This window comes from Rhodococcus sp. T2V, assembly GCF_029269925.1.
Taxonomy (GTDB): domain Bacteria; phylum Actinomycetota; class Actinomycetes; order Mycobacteriales; family Mycobacteriaceae; genus Rhodococcus_F; species Rhodococcus_F koreensis.
In genome coordinates, this window is sequence record NZ_JARJBD010000082.1 from 1 (window position 1) to 18707 (window position 18707).

An 18707-nucleotide genomic window follows, 5' to 3' on the forward strand; every position below is an offset into this window, starting at 1 on the left:
CAGCTACACTCACTGCAACAGCCAGGTGTTGCGACGACCGATTGAATCCGCCTTGCGAGCCTGCATCGGAATGATGAATAGTGTTCCCGCGCAACGGGTTACCTTGCATCGATCGTAAGATGCAGGCCTGGTTCAGTGCCCGCTGCACGAACGCGGTCTCCTTCGAGGTCGACACCTCCCAGCCGACGATCGTGCCGGCGAACGCGTCGATGACGAACGCCGTGTACGCGAAGCAGGGCACCATCCGAACACAGGTGAAGTCCGCGACGTAGAGGGCGTCGGGCCGCTCGACCCGGAAGTTCCGGTCGACCAGATCCGGTGGCCGAGGCGCCGACGGCTCCGGCACGGTGGTGCGGACCTTCTTCGCCCGGGTGGCACCGCGCCACCCGTTGACGCGCATGAGCCGTTCCACCGTGCAGCGGGCCACCTCGATGCCCTCCCGCCGCAGGTGTGCCCACATCTTCAGCGACCCGTACAGCGACTCCGGTTTGCGCCGACCGTGCTCGTCACGCTCGACGTAGTAGGAGGCCAGCACGGCGGTGATGGTGGCGTCCCAGAGCGCCCGTTTCGACAACGGACGGCTGCGCCAGGCGTAGAAGGTCCTCGGGGCGATCGTGCATCCGTGCTCGGTGAGCACCCGGCAGATCGGTACGACCCCGAACGTATCGCGGTGTTCGGCGATGAACCGGCAGATCACTTGCGTGGCGGGTCGCACTCCCGCGCGAAGAAAGACGTTGCAGCCTTTAATATTTCGATCGTCTTTTCGAGCTCGGCGTTCTTCCGCCGCAATGCCCGCAGTTCGGCCTCGGCCTCGGATGCCGACGCAGCCGGCATGCCGCCACCCGCCGCTTCGGCCTGCGGACCCACACCCGCACCGTTTCGGTCTTCAGTGACATCCGTTCGGCGATCGTGCGGATCGCCTCGTACTCCGAGGCGTACTCGTCACGGTGTTCGAGGACCAGGCGCACGGCCTTCTCTCGCACCTCGGCTGGATACACATTCGGCATAAGGATCACCTTCCCAAGAAAGAAGGTGTGCATCAAACTCGGGACGATTCAGCCGGTGCCCGTCTGCCAGGTCGATGGCCAGCAGGTCGGTGTAGACGCCCTGCTCGATCGCGTCCCGGAGCAGGTAGTCCTTGATCGTGTCCGCGTCGAGCACCCGCCACCCCTGCCCGGCGAGGTGCCGGCGGTCGATGCTCGACGACTTCCCCACCCCCGGCGGTCCCTCGGTTGCCAAAGCCAGGAACTGACGGCCGATCCCGACGTCGGTCTGCTCGGCCAGGTAGGCGTCGACGATCGCATCCCGCGTTCGACGACGAGCAACCGGGTCGAACAGGTGAATCGAGGCGGAGGGGCCGTCCTTGTCGAGGATCCCACCGGGCCGGCACCACGCCTCGAGGTCGGCGGCGACAGCAGCGGGGTCAACGCGCATTCGCCCGCGCACGCCGGTCCGCGGTGGCCGCGCGCAGCACCCGGTAATCGTCGTCACCCAACAGGTCGCGGGAGCGTTCGATCTGATCCCATGTCCCCCGCACATAGCTCTCCCCGAGCGGATCATCCCCGCCGACGTGCCCGAAGGTGTACTCCCAAGCCACCAACTCGGCCATCATCTGATCGTGATCGATCCGCTTCGCCGCATACTCGAGCAGCACCTCCCGCGGTGAACGGTCGCGGGCCGCCGGGTTCAACCGCAGCTTCTTCACGATCCGGCTGACCTCCGGCTGCGTCACCGCCAGGTTCTTCGCGATCACCCGCTGCGGCACCCGGTTGTCCGTCGCATGCGCCACCGCCCGCAGCAACTTGATCTGCAGCAACTCCTTCTCCGCCGGGATCGCCCGCAGATCCCGCTCCACATCCGTCAACGCCATCACACACCACCATCTAACTGCAGTTATACAAAATGGTATCACCGTTGTGGAGGGCACCCCCATTGGCGGCTGCGACGGTGGGAAAGCAGAAGCACCTATCTGTCGGGGCGCGCCGATCTGCCGGAGACCGCGAGCACGGGTGTGACTCATCCGACCTTTGACTTCAAGTACTTGAAGTTCTTACCGTCGATGGTGTGAGCGCACGAACCAGCCCACGCGACTACACCATCAAGGACGCGGCCGCCCTGACCGGACTCCCGGCCAGCACCCTGCGCTACTACGAATCGGTCGGGGTGATCCCGCCGATCAGCCGCGGGGAAAGCAGCAAACACCGGGTCTTCGGCGAGGACGACCTGGGCCAACTGCTGGGGATCGCGTGCCTGGCTGCCACCGGGATGTCCGTCAGCGAAATGAAGGAGTACGTCGCCAACGGACAACACGGGGCCGCGGCCGCCCCCTCACAGATCGAACTGCTCACTCAGCGCCGGCAGCAACTCGGGCTCGAGGCCCAGCACATCGCACTCCGGCAACGCTACGTCGACCTCAAGATCGACTACTGGCACGCGATCGAGGCCGGCGACGAGCCCCGTGCCGAGCTCCTCGCGGCCGAGGCGCGCACGTTGGCCGACCAACTCCGCACCAAGAAGCGCTAACCCCGCGCTAACCCCTACCCACCCACCGCCCCGGTGCGCACTCACTGCACCCCGGGCAGTCAGCCCTGCCCCGCTCACCACCACTGTGACCACCACAGAAAGTAAGGAACATCTGCCATGCGCGTCAACGCGTACGCCGCCCCCGCCGCCGGCCAGCCACTGGCCCCCACCACCATCGAACGCCGCGACGTCGGCCCCCACGACGTCCTCATCGAAATCCAGTACGCCGGCATCTGCCACTCCGACATCCACACCGTCAACGGCGACTGGGGCCCGCAACCCTTCCCCGTCGTCCCCGGCCACGAGATCGTCGGCACCGTCACCGAGACCGGCGCCGACGTCACCCGCCACCAGATTGGGGACCGCGTCGGCGTCGGCTGCCTGGTCAACTCCTGCGGCACCTGCACCCACTGCCGAGGCGGCGACGAGCAGTACTGCGAAAACGGCATGGTCCCCACCTACGCCGGCGTCGACCGTGACGGCACCACCACCCAGGGCGGCTACTCCACCCACGTCGTCGTCGACGCCGACTACGTCCTGTCCCTCCCGCAGGGCTTGGACCCGGCCGCCGCGGCCCCGCTGCTGTGCGCCGGCATCACCACCTACGCCCCGCTGCGGCGCTGGGGTGCCGGCCCCGGCACCAAGGTCGCCGTCGTCGGCCTCGGCGGCCTCGGGCACATGGCCGTCAAAATCGCCCACGCCCTCGGCGCCGACGTCACCGTGCTCTCCCAAACCCTGAAGAAGCAGGAGGACGGCCTGCGCCTCGGCGCCGACGCCTACCACGCCACCTCCGACCCCACCACCTTCGAGCAACTCGCCGGCCGGTTCGACCTCATCGTCAACACCGTCAGCGCCGGCATCGACCTCAACGCCTACCTGGGCCTGCTCGCCGTCGACGGCACCCTCGTCAACGTCGGCGCCCCCGCCGAACCACTCAGCGTGAACGTCATGTCCCTGATCGGCGGCCGCCGCAACTTCGCCGGATCGATGATCGGCGGCATCACCCTCACCCAGGAAATGCTCGACTTCTGCGCCACCCACGACATCGGATCCGACATCGAAATCATCCCCGCCGACCGCATCAACCAAGCCTACGAACGGGTCCTCGCCTCCGACGTCCGCTACCGCTTCGTCATCGACACCACCACCATCAACTGACCCCACGTGAACGCCCGCCACACAGGCTCCCGCGGCGATCACCCACATACAAGGGAATCACTTCCGATCCACGGCGACCGCGCGAGACTGTTCAGCTCGGGCACCAGAAAGCACGAAACCCGCCACGAGTCCGATCAAACTGTGCGGGAACGTGTTTTGCGATCCGCAATGGCGGGATATCAGGACTGCCCGCCCTGCCTCTGCTCGATGACCTGTGCTCGTGGGCGAAATTCTCGCCCGGGATCAGCTCCTCCGCGGGCAAGTCCAATGGCAACGGTGCCACCGGGCACGGCAACCGCTACCTCGCCCGGGCCCTCGGTGAGGTCGCCGTCGTGGCCGGCCGCACCGACACCTTCCTCGGCGCCCGGTACCGGCGGATCGCCAGACGACGAGGTAAGAAACGGGCCATCGTCGCCATCGGTCGCTCCATCCTGGTCATCGTCTGGCACCTGTTCTCCGACCACCACTCCACCTTCCACGACCTCGGCGCGGACCACTACACCCGCCATATCAACCCGGACACCAAGAAACGCAATCACATCCGTCAACTCGAAGCCCTCGGCTACACCGTCACCCTCACCCCGGCCGCCTGACCCGCAGACACCACCATGACCTTCCCGGATCAGCTACGCAACGCCGGGAGAACACGCGTGCTGGCACCACGTGCAAGGTCACTCCTTTTCGGATCAGGCGGGGTTGGCGAACTGGAGGAACCATCGCAAACCGACCGTTTTTGAGGCCCGACCTGCTGCCGGGGAGGCCCCGTAGCACCGCCTCCGCATGTAGCACGCCGAGCAGGCCAGGCTGGCAATATGATGGGTATCGACTTTGACAATGCCATCGGTCACTGTCGACAGCAACTGGTGAGGTGACGGCCGTGAAATCGTCCCTGACGTCGCGGTTTGAGTAGACAGGTCACACGATGACCGACGATCCTGAGGCAACTCAGCGCGATGTCCGCCGCATGAGAGCAGCGGATTTCGATGTTCAGGGATTGAATAACCCCGTCGAGATCGGTCGCGGAGGTTTCGGGGTGGTGTACCGCTGCGATCAGCCTGACCTCGACCGCGTGGTCGCGGTCAAGGTCCTCGACGCCGACCCCGACGGCGAGAACCGGTCCCGGTTTCTGCGCGAGCAACGCGCCATGGGGCGGCTGACCGGGCACCCGAACATCGTCACTATCTTCCAGGTCGGCGCCACCGATAGCGGGCGGCCTTACATCGTGATGCAATATCACCCTCGGGACTCTCTCGATCGACTGATCCGAGAGCACGGTCCCCTCCCCCTGGACCAGGCATTACGGCTCGGGGTGAAGATGGCCGGCGCGCTCGAGACTGCGCACCGTCAGGGCATCGTGCACCGCGACGTCAAGCCCGGGAACATCCTGATCACCGACTACGACGAGCCGCAATTGTCCGATTTCGGTATCGCGCATGTCGCGGGCGGGTTCAAGACCACCTCGGGAACAGTGACCGGGTCGCCGGCATTCATCGCACCTGAAGTCCTGGGTGGGGCAGCACCTTCGGTGACTGCGGACATCTACAGCATGGGCGCGACACTGTTTTGCGCTCTGACCGGTCACGCCGCGTTCGAACGCCACAGCGGTGAACAGCTCGTGGCCCAATTTCTGCGGATTGCGACCGCCCCGACGCCGCGTCTCGGCGAACACGGCATTTCCGAAGACGTCAGCGCGGTTATCGAGCGCGCGATGGCGGTCGCTCCGGGGGACCGGTACAGCTCGGCCGCCGAACTCGGTGATCAGCTCAGACTCGTCCAGGACCGGCACGGCTTTGCCCTGGACGACGTTCTCGTGCGGACCGAACCAGGCAACTCTCGCCCACTAGGCTTGGGTCCCACCCCTGCGCCCGTGTCCACTGGGCCTTCCACGGGGCTCGTGGGCAAGGGCAATCTCCCGGCCGAGCTCACCAGTTTTGTCGGCCGCCACACCGAGCTCAGCGAGATCAAGAGCCTGCTGTCCGCATCACCTCTGGTGACGTTGACCGGCATCGGCGGTGTCGGCAAGACACGGTTGGCGCTGCGCGTGGCTACGGAGCTGGCACCCGGTTTCCAGCACGGCGCGTGGCTGGTGGAACTGGGGGAACTCACCGACGAATCTCTGCTCAGCGATGTGGCAGCTACGACGCTGGGTATTCGAGAAGCTCCGGCAAGTACGCGCACCGACGCTCTGGTCGAATTCCTCCACGCTCGCGATCTCCTGCTGATCATCGACAACTGCGAGCATCTCATCGACGCGGTCGCCGAGCTAGCCGAGACAGTGCTGCGGTCGTGCCCCGACGTGCGCATTCTGGCGACCAGTCGAGAGCCTCTCGTCATCGGCGGTGAAGCGGTGTTCCGGGTTCCCCCGCTGACCGTGCCCGGTCGTGATCATGCGCCCGGCCCGGACACGCGGCCACGGTCGGACGCCATCGCACTTTTTGCCGAGCGGGCGAAGGAGCGGGTGCCGACCTTCGAGGTTACCGGCACCAATGCACACGCTGTCCATGACATTTGTGATCGCCTCGACGGATTGCCGCTCGCGATCGAACTGGCGGCCGGCCGACTGCGGGCCATGTCCGTCGAACAGCTACGGGAGCGACTGTCAACGCGTTACACCCTTCTTACCCAGCACAACCGAAGCGCCCCGAATCGCCAACAGACGCTACGGCTGTCCATCGACTGGAGTTACGAGCTGTGCACGGCGGAGGAACAGAGCACGTGGTGGCGACTGTCCACCTTTGTCGGCGGTTTCGACCTCGATGCCGCCGAGACGGTCTGCGATGCGGGCCGAGGCGACGACGAAATCCTCGACCTGCTGACGTCATTGATCGACAAGTCGATCTTGATCAGGGAGGATACCGGCACTCGGGTGCGGTTTCGTTTGCTCGAGACGCTACGGGATTATGGGCGGGCACGCGCCGAGCAAGCAGGCGAAACCGACGCGCTGAGCCGTCGTCACCGAGACTGGTGCGAAAGAATGGTGTTGCACGCGGAATCTCACTGGATCAGTGCGCGCCAACTCGAGTTCGTCGACCAGCTCGAGAGGGAGTTGCCGAACATTCGTGGGGCCCTCGAATATTGTGTCGCTCACGATGTTGACGTCGGAGTCCGGATTGCTGCTGCGCTGTTTCCGTTCTGGAACCTGCGAGGGATGTTCAGCGAGGGGCGCCGATGGCTCGATCGACTCCTGGACGCCGAGGATGGCGATCTCACGGTCGACCGGGTCAAGGCGTTGTTCTCGGCTAGCCTCTTCGCGCAGATACAGCGCGATCTGGAAACCGGGTCCATCCGGGCAGCCCAGGCCCGGGAAGCAGCTGACACACTTGACGATCCACGGGTACGCGCACTGGCCACCCACGCAACCGGCCTGCTCGCGCTGGCCAGCGGCGATCCTGATGGCGCCTGCACCGCCTTGAGCAGATCCCTGGAGGGATTCGCTGCCACCGGCAGTGAACCCGTGTTCGTGGTGGACGCATACGTGGTGTTGGGTTTGGCCTCCGATCTGGCCGGTGACTTCGACCGGGCGATCCAGTGCTTCGAGCAGGCATTAATGATGACCGAGTCGGCAGGCGAAAAGGCCTATCGAGGATTTGCCTGCTGGTCGTTATCGATCACGCTGTGGCGTCGCGGAGACCGGCACCGCGCGACCACATTGCTGAGGCAGGGCCTGCGCATAAGTCATCGAATCGACCCATTGGGTACAGCTATGCTTCTCGAGGCGTTAGGGTGGACCGAAGTGCAGGATGGGCGTTATCGACGGGCAGCCGTGTTGCTCGGAGCTGCCACCGAAATTGCGGAATCAAAAGGTGCTGCGGCTTTCCTGTATCCGCATCTAGCGACCCATCATGAACAAGCTTATGCAGAATGTCGTATTGCATTGGGTGACAACATTTTTGAAGATACCGTTCAGTCCGGTCGCCGGATGGGGTACGAGAGAGCGGTCGATTACGCGCTGACGGAGGGATGAAGTTGCAGGTGGCGCAGTCGACTTCTGCTACGCATTGATCCGGTCCGCCGTCGTTGCGGATGAAATTCCAGGATGGGGCGAGCCCGATCAACGTCCTCCTTGTCAGTCGAATGACGCCTTCACGCCTTGCAGCACTCCGGCGTCACTGCCGTGAAACGGGCATCCCGACAGAGTGATTGCACTCGTGGCAATCCAGCCGTCCGCGATGACACAGCTCACCAAACCGCTTTCGAACAGCGGACCGTGATGTCGCCCATGACTACGTCAAGCTCGTGAGTGCTCGCCTCGACAGTTCAGAGTCAACTCCCGACCCTGTCAGCTCGCTACACCGTCATCAACCGCTTGATCGGCACACTCAGATACCGCCGGCGCCGAGGCCCGGATTGCGAGGTCCATCGGGATCAGTGTGGAAGGAGGAGGCGTTTGGCCCCGGATCAGGTCGATGATCGTTGTGACTGCCATTTCGGCCGACGTGACGGGATGCTGAATCGCAGCGGAAACGGGCGGCTGCACTCGCTCGAGGTCTGGAGACTCCACCATGCTTGCGAGGCGTACATCGGTTGGGATCCGGTAGCCCGCAGACTTCAAGGCACGGTGGATCGACAGGGTTATTCGCTCGTTGGCGCCCAGAATCAGGTCCGGTGGTTCATGCTGCATCAGCCGCGCGACGACCGGGTCGATCTCCTCACCCTCGACCGATTCGACCGTATGAATGATGGGATACCCGGGAGCGTGCCCGCGCCAGGAGTTGACTCCCGAGTTGATGTCCTGCAGGTACGATTTCTGCGTCGGAAGAGTGACGAGAGCGACACGATCGCCCGGGTGCGCCACGGCCTGGAGCAGCTTGAGCGCACCGTTGGTTTGATCGTCATCGATCCACGGTTCCGGACCGCCCGTCAGATCGCGCCCCACCGTCACCAGCGGAACCCGTTGGTTGCGGAGAGTGGCAAGCACCTGGTCGTCACGTAGCGGATCGACGACGATGACCCCGTCGACGGGGAAGCTCACCGGAGTCAAACCCTCAGGATCGGGAGGGAGCATTACCAGCGCGTACCCGCGGTCCAATGCAAACTCAGCCGCCTTCGTCTGCAGCTGAATCCAGTAGTTCACGGTCGACACGCTGGCGGCTGCTGCGGGCACCAGAACGAATCCCAGGAACCCCACTCGTTGGTTGCGAAGTCCCCGCGCCAGAGCACTGGGGCGGTAGCCCAGTCGATCAGCCACCTCCCGTACGCGCAGCCTCGTCTCCATCGGCAGCCGCCCCTTTCCGCTGAGCGCATCGGAGACCGTCGTCGGCGACACGCCGGCGGCGGAAGCAACGTCCTTGATGCTGGGTCGAGGTGCTCGAGTCATGCCCCGAGCCTACTTGACTATCGACGGTTTTGGAGAAACGATTCTGCACATGACTCGATACGCATCCCCGGTGCACCACTGGACGGAGACCGTTACCCATGAGTGAGCCATTGTGGGATTCCGCAGCGACGCTGGCTGCCGATGTAAAGTCAGGCCGTCGAACGGCCGTCTCCATCGCGACGCAAGCCCTCGCTCGCAGCAGAAGTGTCCAGAAACGTCTGAACTGCTTCGCAGAGATCGCGGACGACTACGCTCTCGAGGCCGCATCAGCGATCGACCAGAAGCGTGCACGCGGCCTCAATCTGGGCCCGCTGGCTGGTGTCCCGATCGCAATCAAGGACTCCACACCCGTTGCCGGGCTGGGTATGCGGTCCGGAAGTCGTGCATATGCCGACGTGGTGGCAACCCGTGATTCGGTACTCGTCCACCGACTCCGAGCCGCAGGCGCGATCATCGTGGGGAAGACGACTCTGTCGGAGGTCGCCTACTCGAGTTTCTGCGACAGCCCCTTGACAGGAATCACCCGCAACCCGTGGAACCCAGACACCACCCCTGGCGGATCCTCGGGAGGCTCGGCCGTCGCCGTCGCTACTGGCTGCGTGACGTTTGCCGAGGGAACAGACATGGGAGGATCGGTTCGGATCCCCGCCTCGTTTACGGGCCTCATCGGGATCAAACCGTCAGCGGGTCGAATCCCCAACGACGACCAGCCGTCCTTGATGGACGACATCGCCCACCACGGGTTGCTTGCCCGATCCAGCGAGGACCTGGTGCGAGGCCTCACCGTTGCCTTCGGGCCCGATGAATCGGACCCCCTCACGCTCGGCAAATCTCACGTCTCGTTCGACCCGCCGGGGTCCGTGGCGGGCCTGCGAATCGCCGTCTCATCCGATCTCGGGTTTTTCAACGTCGAGCCGTACGTGGTGGAGAGGCTGGAAGCCGCCGCCGCGATCCTCGCCGCCGCGGGTGCCATCGTGACCCGCTCCGCGCCGCAGTGGAACCGGGGCATGGCCGACGCATGGGTTCGGCACTGGCATGTTCACCTGGCCGCACACTACGGCGCAGACCTGCTGCGAGTCCAGGACGACGTGGACCCTCGACTGTGGTCGATCATCACCAATGCCAAGAAGTATTCGGCCGTCGAGCTCAAAGAGGATGAGCATCTGCGTACGCTGCAGTGGAAGCGAATGGCCACGTTCTGGGAAACGGCCGATGTACTCCTGTCACCGACGATGAGCCGCACCGCCGTTGCGGTCCAGGGAGACGACGCCAGTTATCACAAGGCCACCGATGACGGCCGCAAACATGGACTGGACCTGACGTCGATGTTCAACTGGGTCCCGTGGTGTCCTGCGGTCAGTGTGCCCGCGGGATCCGGCCCCGACGGTCTCCCCGTCGGCGTGCACATTGCGGCTCAGCCATTCCGGGACGACGTCGCGCTCAACGTTGCACGAGTCATCGAAGCGGCCCTCGGGGTACCGGTGCCCCCGGATTCCTGGATGGACACGGCGACGGTCGTGACCCGAGCGGCGAGCCACGCCCACAGGTGACCGGCCCGAGATTCTCGCGGCACGGGCGGTCCCGCTGACCGACTGATTGCCACCCTTCCTGACTCAACTAGACACCGGCCCGCTGGTGGGCCGGGTCACACAACAGGTGCAGCCGAATCGATACGGCAGGCAGACAACAGCCTGCAGTCATACCGCTAGCCGACTATTGGAAGTCAAAACTGGAGGAACAATGAAGTACGCCACCCTGCGCCTTGCCGCAGGCACCCGCGCAGGCCGTCTGGTCGACGATCAGTGGATACTCCTCGATGCGCCCGATGTGGGGGCGTTGCTTCGAGGCGCCTCCGGCGAACCAACCGGCGGGACGGTCGCGGTCACGGATGCGGACCTCGCTCCTGTCATCCCCACGCCCGGAAAGATCATGTGCATCGGACACAACTATGCGCGACACGTCCGGGAGATGGGACGCGAGCTACCCGAGTACCCGACTGTATTCGCCAAGTACGCCGACTCGCTCATTGGCGCGCACGATCCCATTACCCTCCCCGCCGAGTCGGACTCGGTCGACTGGGAGGCCGAACTGGCCGTGGTGATCGGGCGGGTCGCACGAAGGGTCGACCCGTCGACTGCTCTGGACTACGTCGCGGGCTACACGATCTTGAACGACATCTCGATGAGGGACTGGCAGAAGCGGACCACTCAGTGGCTGCAGGGAAAGACCTTCGAAGCGTCGACGCCCGTTGGCCCCATGATGGTCACCCCCGATGAGCTGCCTCCCGCATGCCAAGGTTTGAAGATCAGTTGCACGGTTGACGGCACCGAGGTTCAAAGCGATACCATCGGAGACTTCATCTTCGACATTCCGACCGTCATTTCCTACCTGTCGACCTTCATGACACTACGCCCCGGCGATGTGATCGCCACAGGAACACCCGACGGTGTCGGTGTCGGCCGCTCGCCGCAGCTCTTCCTGCAAGAGGGTCAACGCCTGACCACGACTATTGAGGGCATCGGCGCGCTGGTCAACGACGTCGTCGGGGAACCCTCGCTGAGCATCGGTCGATAAAGAGAGAATCCACCACCGCGATGCACCCAAAATGCCCTGGGCTGCGCCAACAGTCGTGGGACGACACACCCACACAAGTTGGGCAATAGCGGTTCGTCCTTGGCCGGGCGGTGACGTCACGGCCAGGGACCAACCGTGTCCGTAAGGGGGGTGTCACACGATCAAAGATGGCGGCGCGTCCGGGTTCCGCGAACTCGATCAACGGACCTGTTTGGATGCATCAATTTAAGTCTACCGCTTCAGTTTTGGTCTACGTTGATTCTGAGGGGACGAGCGGGTCCGCACGAACCGGCGAGTTGCAAACCCACAGAACGAGAGCGGCACAGGCTCACCGAAGGCGCGTCCGAAATTGTGCCTGTACCAGCATCGGGATTCCACTTTGAAACGCTCGCCGCCCGCGCGCCGAAAATGCTGGGGTCTGTCAAGCATCTGGCTCTCGTGCAAGACGATGGGGTCTAGCCGGCGACGTAGCACGGACGAACGGATGGTTTCGCGCGGCAACCAGGACAAGGTCGCGAAAGACCAAGCAGAAGGCGGTGCCGGGAGGCGACACCAGTCGCTATGCCGGCGAAATCTCGGAGGCTTGTCGCCCGTTTGCAGCGAGCGCCCGACGGCTACCGCCCTCAACCGGTGTCAGCTGCGGATCCCAGTTCACAGCAGCAACTGCACCCCGGCGGGTCAGGTCCCGACTCCCCTCGGGTGCCTCACCCCAGCGGATGTGAGTAACGGCTACCCGACTGCTCTGCGTTGTCGTCGCCGTAGGAAGACTGAAATCCACTCCCGAGGGCGAGCCTCAACGGGCCCTGTCGACGGATCTAGATTCGACCGTCGTGATCGCGGACAGGCCGTATATGTGCTCGGGACACGTAGCACCTTGTTGCAGTCGGGACAACGCAGATCGCGCAGCTGATTGGAGGCGGCGATGGTACTCGCTGATGTCGATCGCGAACGCGGCTTCCACGTTCTCCGGAGCGGGGCCGCCGAGCGGCTCCCAGAGCAGTGCAAAGTCAAGAATGTCATTGTTGCTGTGGTTGTTCCACATTCTTCCTGCCTACGGTGTACCTGAACGTCAGCCGGAAGGGGCCATCCGTGACAGCTCCGCTGAGGGACTCACTGGATGGGAGAGGATCCTCCGGTTGGCCGGTGGTATGGGTATGCGCTCGCCAAGCTACGTATCTCGCCCGTGGCACAATTCGATTCAGGGATGACTCGCCACAATCGCTCGATGAATCTGCACGTCGTCATACCGAAGTGCACCAGGATCTCCTCCTCGGTCGCGCCCCCGTATGGAGCCCACATACTGGCGAACTCGATAAGACGCTCGGCCTCGGCGTCAGGATGTGTGCGCTCACGGTTTGTTTCGATCCACGCCGTGCGACGCCTTTGTCGCCATCGGCGATACTCACGAGAGTTCATAGAATTTCACAGATCTAACCGGGGCTGGGAAGTGTTCGGAACTGCAGGTGCCGTCGCCACGGCAACGAGGCTGAGGGGCCGAATCTCTGCGATCCGATCCAGCCCCTCAGGCTGACGCCGTTGCCAACCCGGCCTGACCCATTACCGAGTGGTTGCCGAAAACCTATCGCGAAGAGGTTGACAGGACAGCGATCGCATCGATCTCAATCACCGAACCCGGTGCAGCAAGGGCGCTGACCTCGACGAGGGTGCTCGCTGGGCGACACTCACCGAAGACTTCCTTGCGAAGCTCGTTGACCGGTCCGCGGTCGGCAATAGACGTGACGTATGTCGTGAGTGAGACGACATCGGAGATGTGGCCTCCTGCCGCGGTCAGGATCTGTCCGAGCCTGGTGAAGATCACCTTCGTCTGCCCTGCGACGTCGTTCGGGTGTAGCACGGTTCCGTCGCTGTGTGATGCAAGCATTCCGGAGACGTATACGGTGTTTCCGGCGCGGACAGCATGGCTGAAATGCCCTCGCGGGGAGGGTACTTCATCACTGTTGACCTGTACTCGATGTGTCGTCACCTTGCGTTCCTTCGACTGTGGATTGACTTCCATGGTGGGAGGTTCACCACGGACGCGAGGGTGCGGATTGGGTCAGAACTTCGAGGTGCCCTTCTCGCACGGCGACTACGTGCTCGAAGCCGGCGCCTTCTCCGGTCTCGCCGCCAAGGAAGCACTCGATCGCCAGGACCATGCCGGGCTCGATCGTCGTGTGTTCGAGGCGGGTAAGAAACGGTGCTTCGCATTCCAGTCCGAGGCTGTGTCCGATGAATGGGATCATCGCCCCGAAGCTCGAGCCGGCGCCGCCGTCGCGGCGTGCCAGCCATGCGGAGGCCCGGTCTTGCAGGGCTGACATCTGCACGCCGGGTTCCACGATTTCCGTCACATGTTCCACCAGGTCCACGGGGTCGCTCAGCAGGCGCGCTTGCGACGAGGTGGGCGCACCGCCGACCACTGTGGAACGGGTGAGGTCGCAGAAGTATCCGTGCGCGATCGGCCCCCACACGTCGGCGTGAAAGAGGTCGCCGACTTCGAGGCGTCGCTGTGAGTCCCAGGTCGGCAACGCCTGACGATTACGGTATCGGTGCGAGCACGGGCCCGAGGAGACGGCCACATCGTATGCCCAGCCGCCAGCTCCTGCAAGATATTTGAGACCTTCGCCGACGGCTTCGCCCTCGGTTGCGCCGGGTACTGCTGCCTGGAGAGTCCGCATCACCCACTCGCACCCGATGCGGCTCGCCTCTCGCAGCAGGGAGATTTCGTGTTCGGATTTCACCAGTCGAAGTCGCACCAGCAACTCGTCAGCGGGGATGAGCTTGGTCTCGGGTGATCCGAGTCCTTCTTCGAGTCCGCGGTGGTGCGTGTAGAGCAGGCCGCTCATTCCGATGAGTGCGATTCGCTTGCCGGCGAATCCCATCTCGCGTGCCGCCTTGCCGAGATCGCGATCGACGGATATCGACAGCTGCACCTGGCCTACTGGGATTGCCGAGGGGTCAGCATCGTAGGAGTCGGTTACCAGCACCGTCGGTCGATCTCTGGTGATCACCAGTCCGGCATGGCCCCGCGCGGAGTGGATCTCGCTGTCCAGGATGTGGCTGACGGCGCTCAGATGACCGGTGAGGTAGAGCAAGTCGGCGCAACCGTCGACGTTGGTGGAGCCTCGCCCCCACACGATTGCCCCGTCGTAGCCTTCGCGGTCCAGTGCCTCGAGCAGTCGATGCTGTCGGTCGAGATACTCTGCGCGCGTGATCGGTTCGATGGTCGTTCCGGTTGCGACTGTGGTCACTTTTGGGCTCCAATGCTGCTGGTAGATGATAGAAGTGCTTGGATGTCGTTCCACACGCTTGTCGGGAGTGTGACGTGTTCTGCGGCGTCGCGACGGTTCCGGGACTCGGGGTCGCCCGGGGCGAGAACCGCGTCGAATCCGTCGGCGGGAGGAACGGCGTGGATGGCTTCGCGCAACTGGGAGGCTCGGGCCTGCACCTGGTCTGCGGTTGCGAATGCGTCTCCGGCGATGACGAAGAGGAACAGGCCCGCGTCGCGGAAGCTGGGGCCTCCTGGTCCGTCGTCTCGGTAGTTGTCGGCGCCCGTCAGAACTCCTCCGAGCAGCTCGGACATGGTAGCCAGGGCAAATCCCTTGTGGGCTCCGAAGGTGCGTAGCGCACCTCCCCGTGTCAGCGCTTGCGGGTCGTCGGTTGGTCGGCCGTCCGCCTCGACGAGGCCCTCCACTGCCAGTTTCTTCCCCGCGTTTTGTGCGACCATCACCTTCCCGAGCGGCACCTCGGTGGTTGCGAAATCCATGACGACGGGATCCCCGGTCGTCGGGAAGGCTGCGGCGATCGGACTGGGTCCCAGTAGCGGTCGACTGCCACCGAAGGGGACTGCAACCCCTGGCCCCCGCATTCCTCCGACGGTGGCGATGGCCACGCATCCGGACGCGGCGGCTCGTTCGACGTATGCGCCGAGCCGACCGACATGGGTGCAACGGATGACGGCAGCGGCGGACGTTCCGTGTCGCTTTGCGCGGTCGACGGCAAGATCGGTAGCCAGGTAGGCGGCCGCGTGGCTGAATCCCCAATCCGCGGAGACCGTAATGGCGTCGTCATAGCTATTGCCGCCGGTGATCTGCCTGGGGACGGAGTCGGGGCGTACGACGCCATCACGCACGTAACGTGAGTACCACGGTAGGCGGGCGAGGCCGTGCGAGGCGTGTCCGACCTGATCCGCCTCAACGAGATGATTCCCGACGATCTCGGCGACATCGTTCGGGGCTCCGAGCGATTCGAGAATTTCCGCAGCCACGACTCGAGCGTCGGCAACTGCGACTTGAACATTGTTCGACATCAAACCTCAACTTTTAGTAGACGTGCACGTCGCCGTTGGACCATGAGCGCTACGACGACTCCGGTTACGACGAACGCGATCTCGACAGCCCCGATTGCTGCGACCGTCGGATCGATCTGGTCGGTCATGCTTTGGTAGATCTCCACGGGGAGGGTGCGCATTTGCGCCGTGGAGAGGTACAGCCCGATTACCACCTCGTCGAGCGAGGACAAGAACGCGATCACCGCGCCGCCGAGGACCGCCGGCCGAATCAGCGGGAAGGTCACCTGCCAGAAGGTGGTGAGCGGCCCCGCGCCCAGGCTTGCGGACGCCTTCTCGAGGTTCCGGTCGAACGTCTCGAGAGCAGCCGTCACGGGAATCACGACGAACGGCAATGTGAGGCCTGTGTATGCGAGCACAAACCCCTGGCAGGTGCCCACCATCTGCCATCTCAGAAAGACGAGATAAACGCCGAGGCCGACGATGACGACGGGTGTGATTTGGGGTGCGAGCACTAGGAGTTTCATGGAACGCATGATTCGAGAGTTCGATCGCACCAAGGCAAACGACGCTGCTGTTCCGAGGACGGCAGCAAGGACGGCGGTGGCGGTGCCGATCACGAGCGAGTTCCGGGCTGCGGTGATCCACTTGGGGTCGGACAGGGCGTCGTACCAGTCGAGTGACCACGATGTGGGTGGGAAGGCGAAGGATTGTTGGCCGGTAAAGCTCAAACCCACCACGACGACGAGCGGAACGACCAGCCACAGCGCGATGAAGACTACGATCACGGTGCGGATGAGCGTCGAGCGTGCCGTGGTTCCATCGGAGAGGATTCTGTTCACTGCTCCTGACCCTTCCTGCGCCGAGTTGCCACTTGGACGATTGCTAGGACGAGCAGTGTGATCACCAGGAGCACCACGGCCATTGCTCCCGCTCGGCCGAATGCGGCCATGCGATCGAACTGCAACACCATGAGCTGGGACAACATGGCCTGCTGCGGCGACCCGAGCAGGGCCGGGGTGATGAAGAAGCCGAGTCCCAGTACGAACACGAGTACTGCACCAGCGGAGATTCCCGGGACCGACAGCGGTACGTACACCTGGTAGAACGCCCTCAGTGGCGTCGCCCCCAGGCTTTGCGCTGCCAATATCAGGCGCCGATCGATTCCGCGGAGCACGGCATACAGGGGCAGGACCATATAGGGAAACAGCACGTGCGTCATGCCGATCATCACCGCCGTGGGAGTGCCGAGGAAGGTTTGCGGAGGGATTCCAACCGCAGCCAGCGCGCTATTGACCAACCCGTTCTGCTGCAACAGCACGATCCACGCGAAGTTCCGCAGCAGGATGCCTGCGAACATGGAAATGAGGACCGCCGCAATCATGAGTGTGCGCGTCGTCGCCGACACCAGCGTCATCGTGTAGGCGTACGGATACGCGAGCAGCGTTGTCACGAGTGTGCAGATGAACGCCGTCATCAGAGTGCGGATCAGGATCGTGACGTTGGCGTCCGTCTGGAAGAACCAGAGGAAATTGTCCGCGCCGGCCACCTGCGGTGCACGAAAATCCGTGAACGCGGCCAGCAACATCGTTGCGGTGGGGTAGACGAAGAACACCACCAGCACAACCGCTGCGGGAATGAACAGCGGCCATGTTCGGCCGCGCCGGCGAAGACGCCGCCGACTGTGGGGTTGAGGTGTGGGGCTGGACGTGGTCTCCACACCCGTTTCGTCGATCATTGTCACGTCAGATCACCCCGAGATGAAGTTCGTCCAAGCCGCGGTAGCGGCATCCTGGTTTTCAGACCACCACGTCGAGTCCTGATACACGAGCTCGGAAGCATGGCTCGGGCTGTCCGGATAGAAGGGCTCCATCTCGCTGGGCACCTGGGGCGGCGCACCGGAGGTGAGCACGCCATAGGGCAGCAATTGCGAGAGCGCCGCCTGGGTTTCCGGCTTGGCGACGTAGGCGAGAAAGGACTTGGCGGCTTCGGCGTTCGGCGCACCCTTCACGACCAGAGCGTTGTCATAGAAGGTGATCGCGTCCTTCCAGACGACTTTGATGTCCGGATTGACCTTGCTGGCATCGAAGGCCCGTCCGTTCGGGATCAGCGCCATGTCCAGGTTGCCGGATACCAGACCGTCCTGGAGTTCGGCGTACGAATCTTTCGGAACGAGATCGTTCTTGACGGTGTCGAGCGTCGAAATCGCTCTCTCGTAGTCGAGCGGATACAACTTGTCCGCAGATACCCCGTCGCCGAGCAAGGCCGCTTCGAGGGGACCGTCGACTGCCGACGAGCTGATTCCACGTTTGCCCGGGAAGTCCTTCGTATTGATCAGGTCACCGACCGATGTAGGCGGAGTCGGATATTTCTTGGAGTTGTACGCGAGCACCCATGAGAACTCGACGATCGGTACGCCGCAATCATTGGTGAGGAACTTCGGATCGATCTGGCTGCGGTCGACGTCCGGGATTTCTTCGTAGAGGGTGCCGCACCCGGAGTTGGCTTGGAAGGCCGCGTCCTCGACGACGTCCCACTGGACGTTCCGGCTCTGGATCTGCGTCTGAAGTGGCGCCACTCCAGAATTTTGTGTCTGGTCGACCTTGATGCCATTGGCAGCAGCGAACGGTTCAAACCATGCCTCGGTCTGGCTGGCCTGCAGCGCCCCGCCGAATCCAGCGAATGTCATCGCGTCGGAATTCGTTGTGGTTGACGACGAACCACAAGCAGAACTTGTCAGTGCGAGCAATGCGGCTATCGCCGCCAAGTTGAAACAACGTGCATTCACGGGGCCTTCTCCTCGATCTAAGAGCTGGCGTGGGCGATCAAACTCACACGCGAGTCGGGTGG

The 18707-nt window shown here is 63.6% G+C and carries 15 protein-coding genes, 1 pseudogene and 1 other annotated feature; of the genes and pseudogenes, 6 read left to right on the forward strand and 10 right to left on the reverse strand.

The annotated features are described in order from the left end of the window. From P3H15_RS41045 to P3H15_RS41055, 3 genes and pseudogenes are all read right to left on the reverse strand, one after another. Positions 1 to 1007 (reverse strand): annotated as a pseudogene (locus P3H15_RS41045) (IS3 family transposase); the annotation flags it as partial. After that, positions 605 to 736, reverse strand: a sequence feature (AL1L pseudoknot). It overlaps the preceding pseudogene by 132 nt. Beyond that, the gene (locus tag P3H15_RS41050; RefSeq protein ID WP_276142524.1) at positions 943 to 1434 is read right to left on the reverse strand and encodes a hypothetical protein; all 492 of its coding nucleotides are present in this window, start codon (positions 1432 to 1434) and stop codon (positions 943 to 945) included. The gene P3H15_RS41050 and the pseudogene P3H15_RS41045, both read right to left, overlap by 65 nt. Further along, positions 1424 to 1870 carry a hypothetical protein gene (locus P3H15_RS41055; protein ID WP_276142525.1) on the reverse strand — a complete coding sequence of 149 codons (447 nt, stop codon included), beginning with the start codon at positions 1868 to 1870 and terminating at the stop codon, positions 1424 to 1426. The genes P3H15_RS41050 and P3H15_RS41055 overlap by 11 nt, the downstream gene beginning before the upstream one ends. A 194-nt stretch (positions 1871 to 2064) precedes the next feature. Between P3H15_RS41055 and P3H15_RS41060 the strand changes: the two genes are divergently transcribed. The 4 genes from P3H15_RS41060 to P3H15_RS41075 all read left to right on the forward strand — a co-directional run bounded on the left by P3H15_RS41060 (position 2065) and on the right by P3H15_RS41075 (position 7645). Beyond that, positions 2065 to 2523 (forward strand): MerR family transcriptional regulator, encoded by a 459-nt coding sequence (locus P3H15_RS41060; RefSeq protein ID WP_276142526.1) that lies wholly within the window; start codon positions 2065 to 2067, stop codon positions 2521 to 2523. A 117-nt stretch (positions 2524 to 2640) separates the two neighbouring features. Next, positions 2641 to 3681 (forward strand): NAD(P)-dependent alcohol dehydrogenase, encoded by a 1041-nt coding sequence (locus P3H15_RS41065; protein WP_276142527.1) that lies wholly within the window; start codon positions 2641 to 2643, stop codon positions 3679 to 3681. A gap of 332 nt (positions 3682 to 4013) precedes the next feature. Next, the gene (locus P3H15_RS41070) at positions 4014 to 4274 is read left to right on the forward strand and encodes a hypothetical protein (protein ID WP_276142528.1); all 261 of its coding nucleotides are present in this window, start codon (positions 4014 to 4016) and stop codon (positions 4272 to 4274) included. A 329-nt stretch (positions 4275 to 4603) separates the two neighbouring features. After that, complete coding sequence (locus tag P3H15_RS41075) at positions 4604 to 7645, forward strand: protein kinase (RefSeq protein ID WP_276142529.1); 3042 nt, start codon at positions 4604 to 4606, stop codon at positions 7643 to 7645. A 315-nt stretch (positions 7646 to 7960) separates the two neighbouring features. Here the strand turns inward: P3H15_RS41075 and P3H15_RS41080 are convergent, their stop codons facing one another. Then, complete coding sequence (locus P3H15_RS41080; protein WP_276142530.1) at positions 7961 to 8998, reverse strand: LacI family DNA-binding transcriptional regulator; 1038 nt, start codon at positions 8996 to 8998, stop codon at positions 7961 to 7963. 98 nt (positions 8999 to 9096) lie between these two features. On the opposite strand from P3H15_RS41080, the gene P3H15_RS41085 reads away from it, so the two are divergent. Both P3H15_RS41085 and P3H15_RS41090 read left to right on the forward strand, forming a co-directional pair. After that, a complete protein-coding gene (locus P3H15_RS41085; RefSeq protein ID WP_276142531.1) occupies positions 9097 to 10548 on the forward strand; it encodes an amidase in 1452 nt (483 codons plus the stop codon). Positions 10549 to 10738: 190 nt separating this feature from the next. Then, positions 10739 to 11572, forward strand: a complete 834-nt coding sequence (locus P3H15_RS41090) for a fumarylacetoacetate hydrolase family protein (protein WP_276142532.1) — start codon at positions 10739 to 10741, stop codon at positions 11570 to 11572. A 1579-nt stretch (positions 11573 to 13151) separates the two neighbouring features. Here P3H15_RS41090 and P3H15_RS41095 read toward each other — a convergent pair. The 6 genes from P3H15_RS41095 to P3H15_RS41120 are packed head-to-tail and all read right to left on the reverse strand — an operon-like array spanning position 13152 to position 18645. Then, complete coding sequence (locus P3H15_RS41095) at positions 13152 to 13589, reverse strand: RidA family protein (RefSeq protein WP_276142533.1); 438 nt, start codon at positions 13587 to 13589, stop codon at positions 13152 to 13154. A gap of 10 nt (positions 13590 to 13599) precedes the next feature. Further along, entirely contained in the window at positions 13600 to 14820 is a 1221-nt protein-coding gene (locus tag P3H15_RS41100; protein WP_276142534.1) for a Xaa-Pro peptidase family protein, read from the reverse strand. Continuing rightward, on the reverse strand, positions 14817 to 15878 hold the full coding sequence (locus tag P3H15_RS41105; RefSeq protein WP_276142535.1) for an Ldh family oxidoreductase: 1062 nt from the start codon (positions 15876 to 15878) through the stop codon (positions 14817 to 14819). Before P3H15_RS41105 ends, P3H15_RS41100 begins: the two co-directional genes overlap by 4 nt. After that, entirely contained in the window at positions 15878 to 16699 is an 822-nt protein-coding gene (locus P3H15_RS41110; protein WP_276142536.1) for an ABC transporter permease, read from the reverse strand. The genes P3H15_RS41105 and P3H15_RS41110 overlap by 1 nt, the downstream gene beginning before the upstream one ends. Beyond that, the gene (locus P3H15_RS41115; protein ID WP_346348835.1) at positions 16696 to 17595 is read right to left on the reverse strand and encodes an ABC transporter permease; all 900 of its coding nucleotides are present in this window, start codon (positions 17593 to 17595) and stop codon (positions 16696 to 16698) included. The genes P3H15_RS41110 and P3H15_RS41115 overlap by 4 nt, the downstream gene beginning before the upstream one ends. A 12-nt stretch (positions 17596 to 17607) precedes the next feature. After that, positions 17608 to 18645, reverse strand: coding sequence for an extracellular solute-binding protein (locus P3H15_RS41120; protein WP_276142538.1), 1038 nt, complete (start codon positions 18643 to 18645; stop codon positions 17608 to 17610). Between the last annotated feature and the right edge of the window lie 62 nt (positions 18646 to 18707).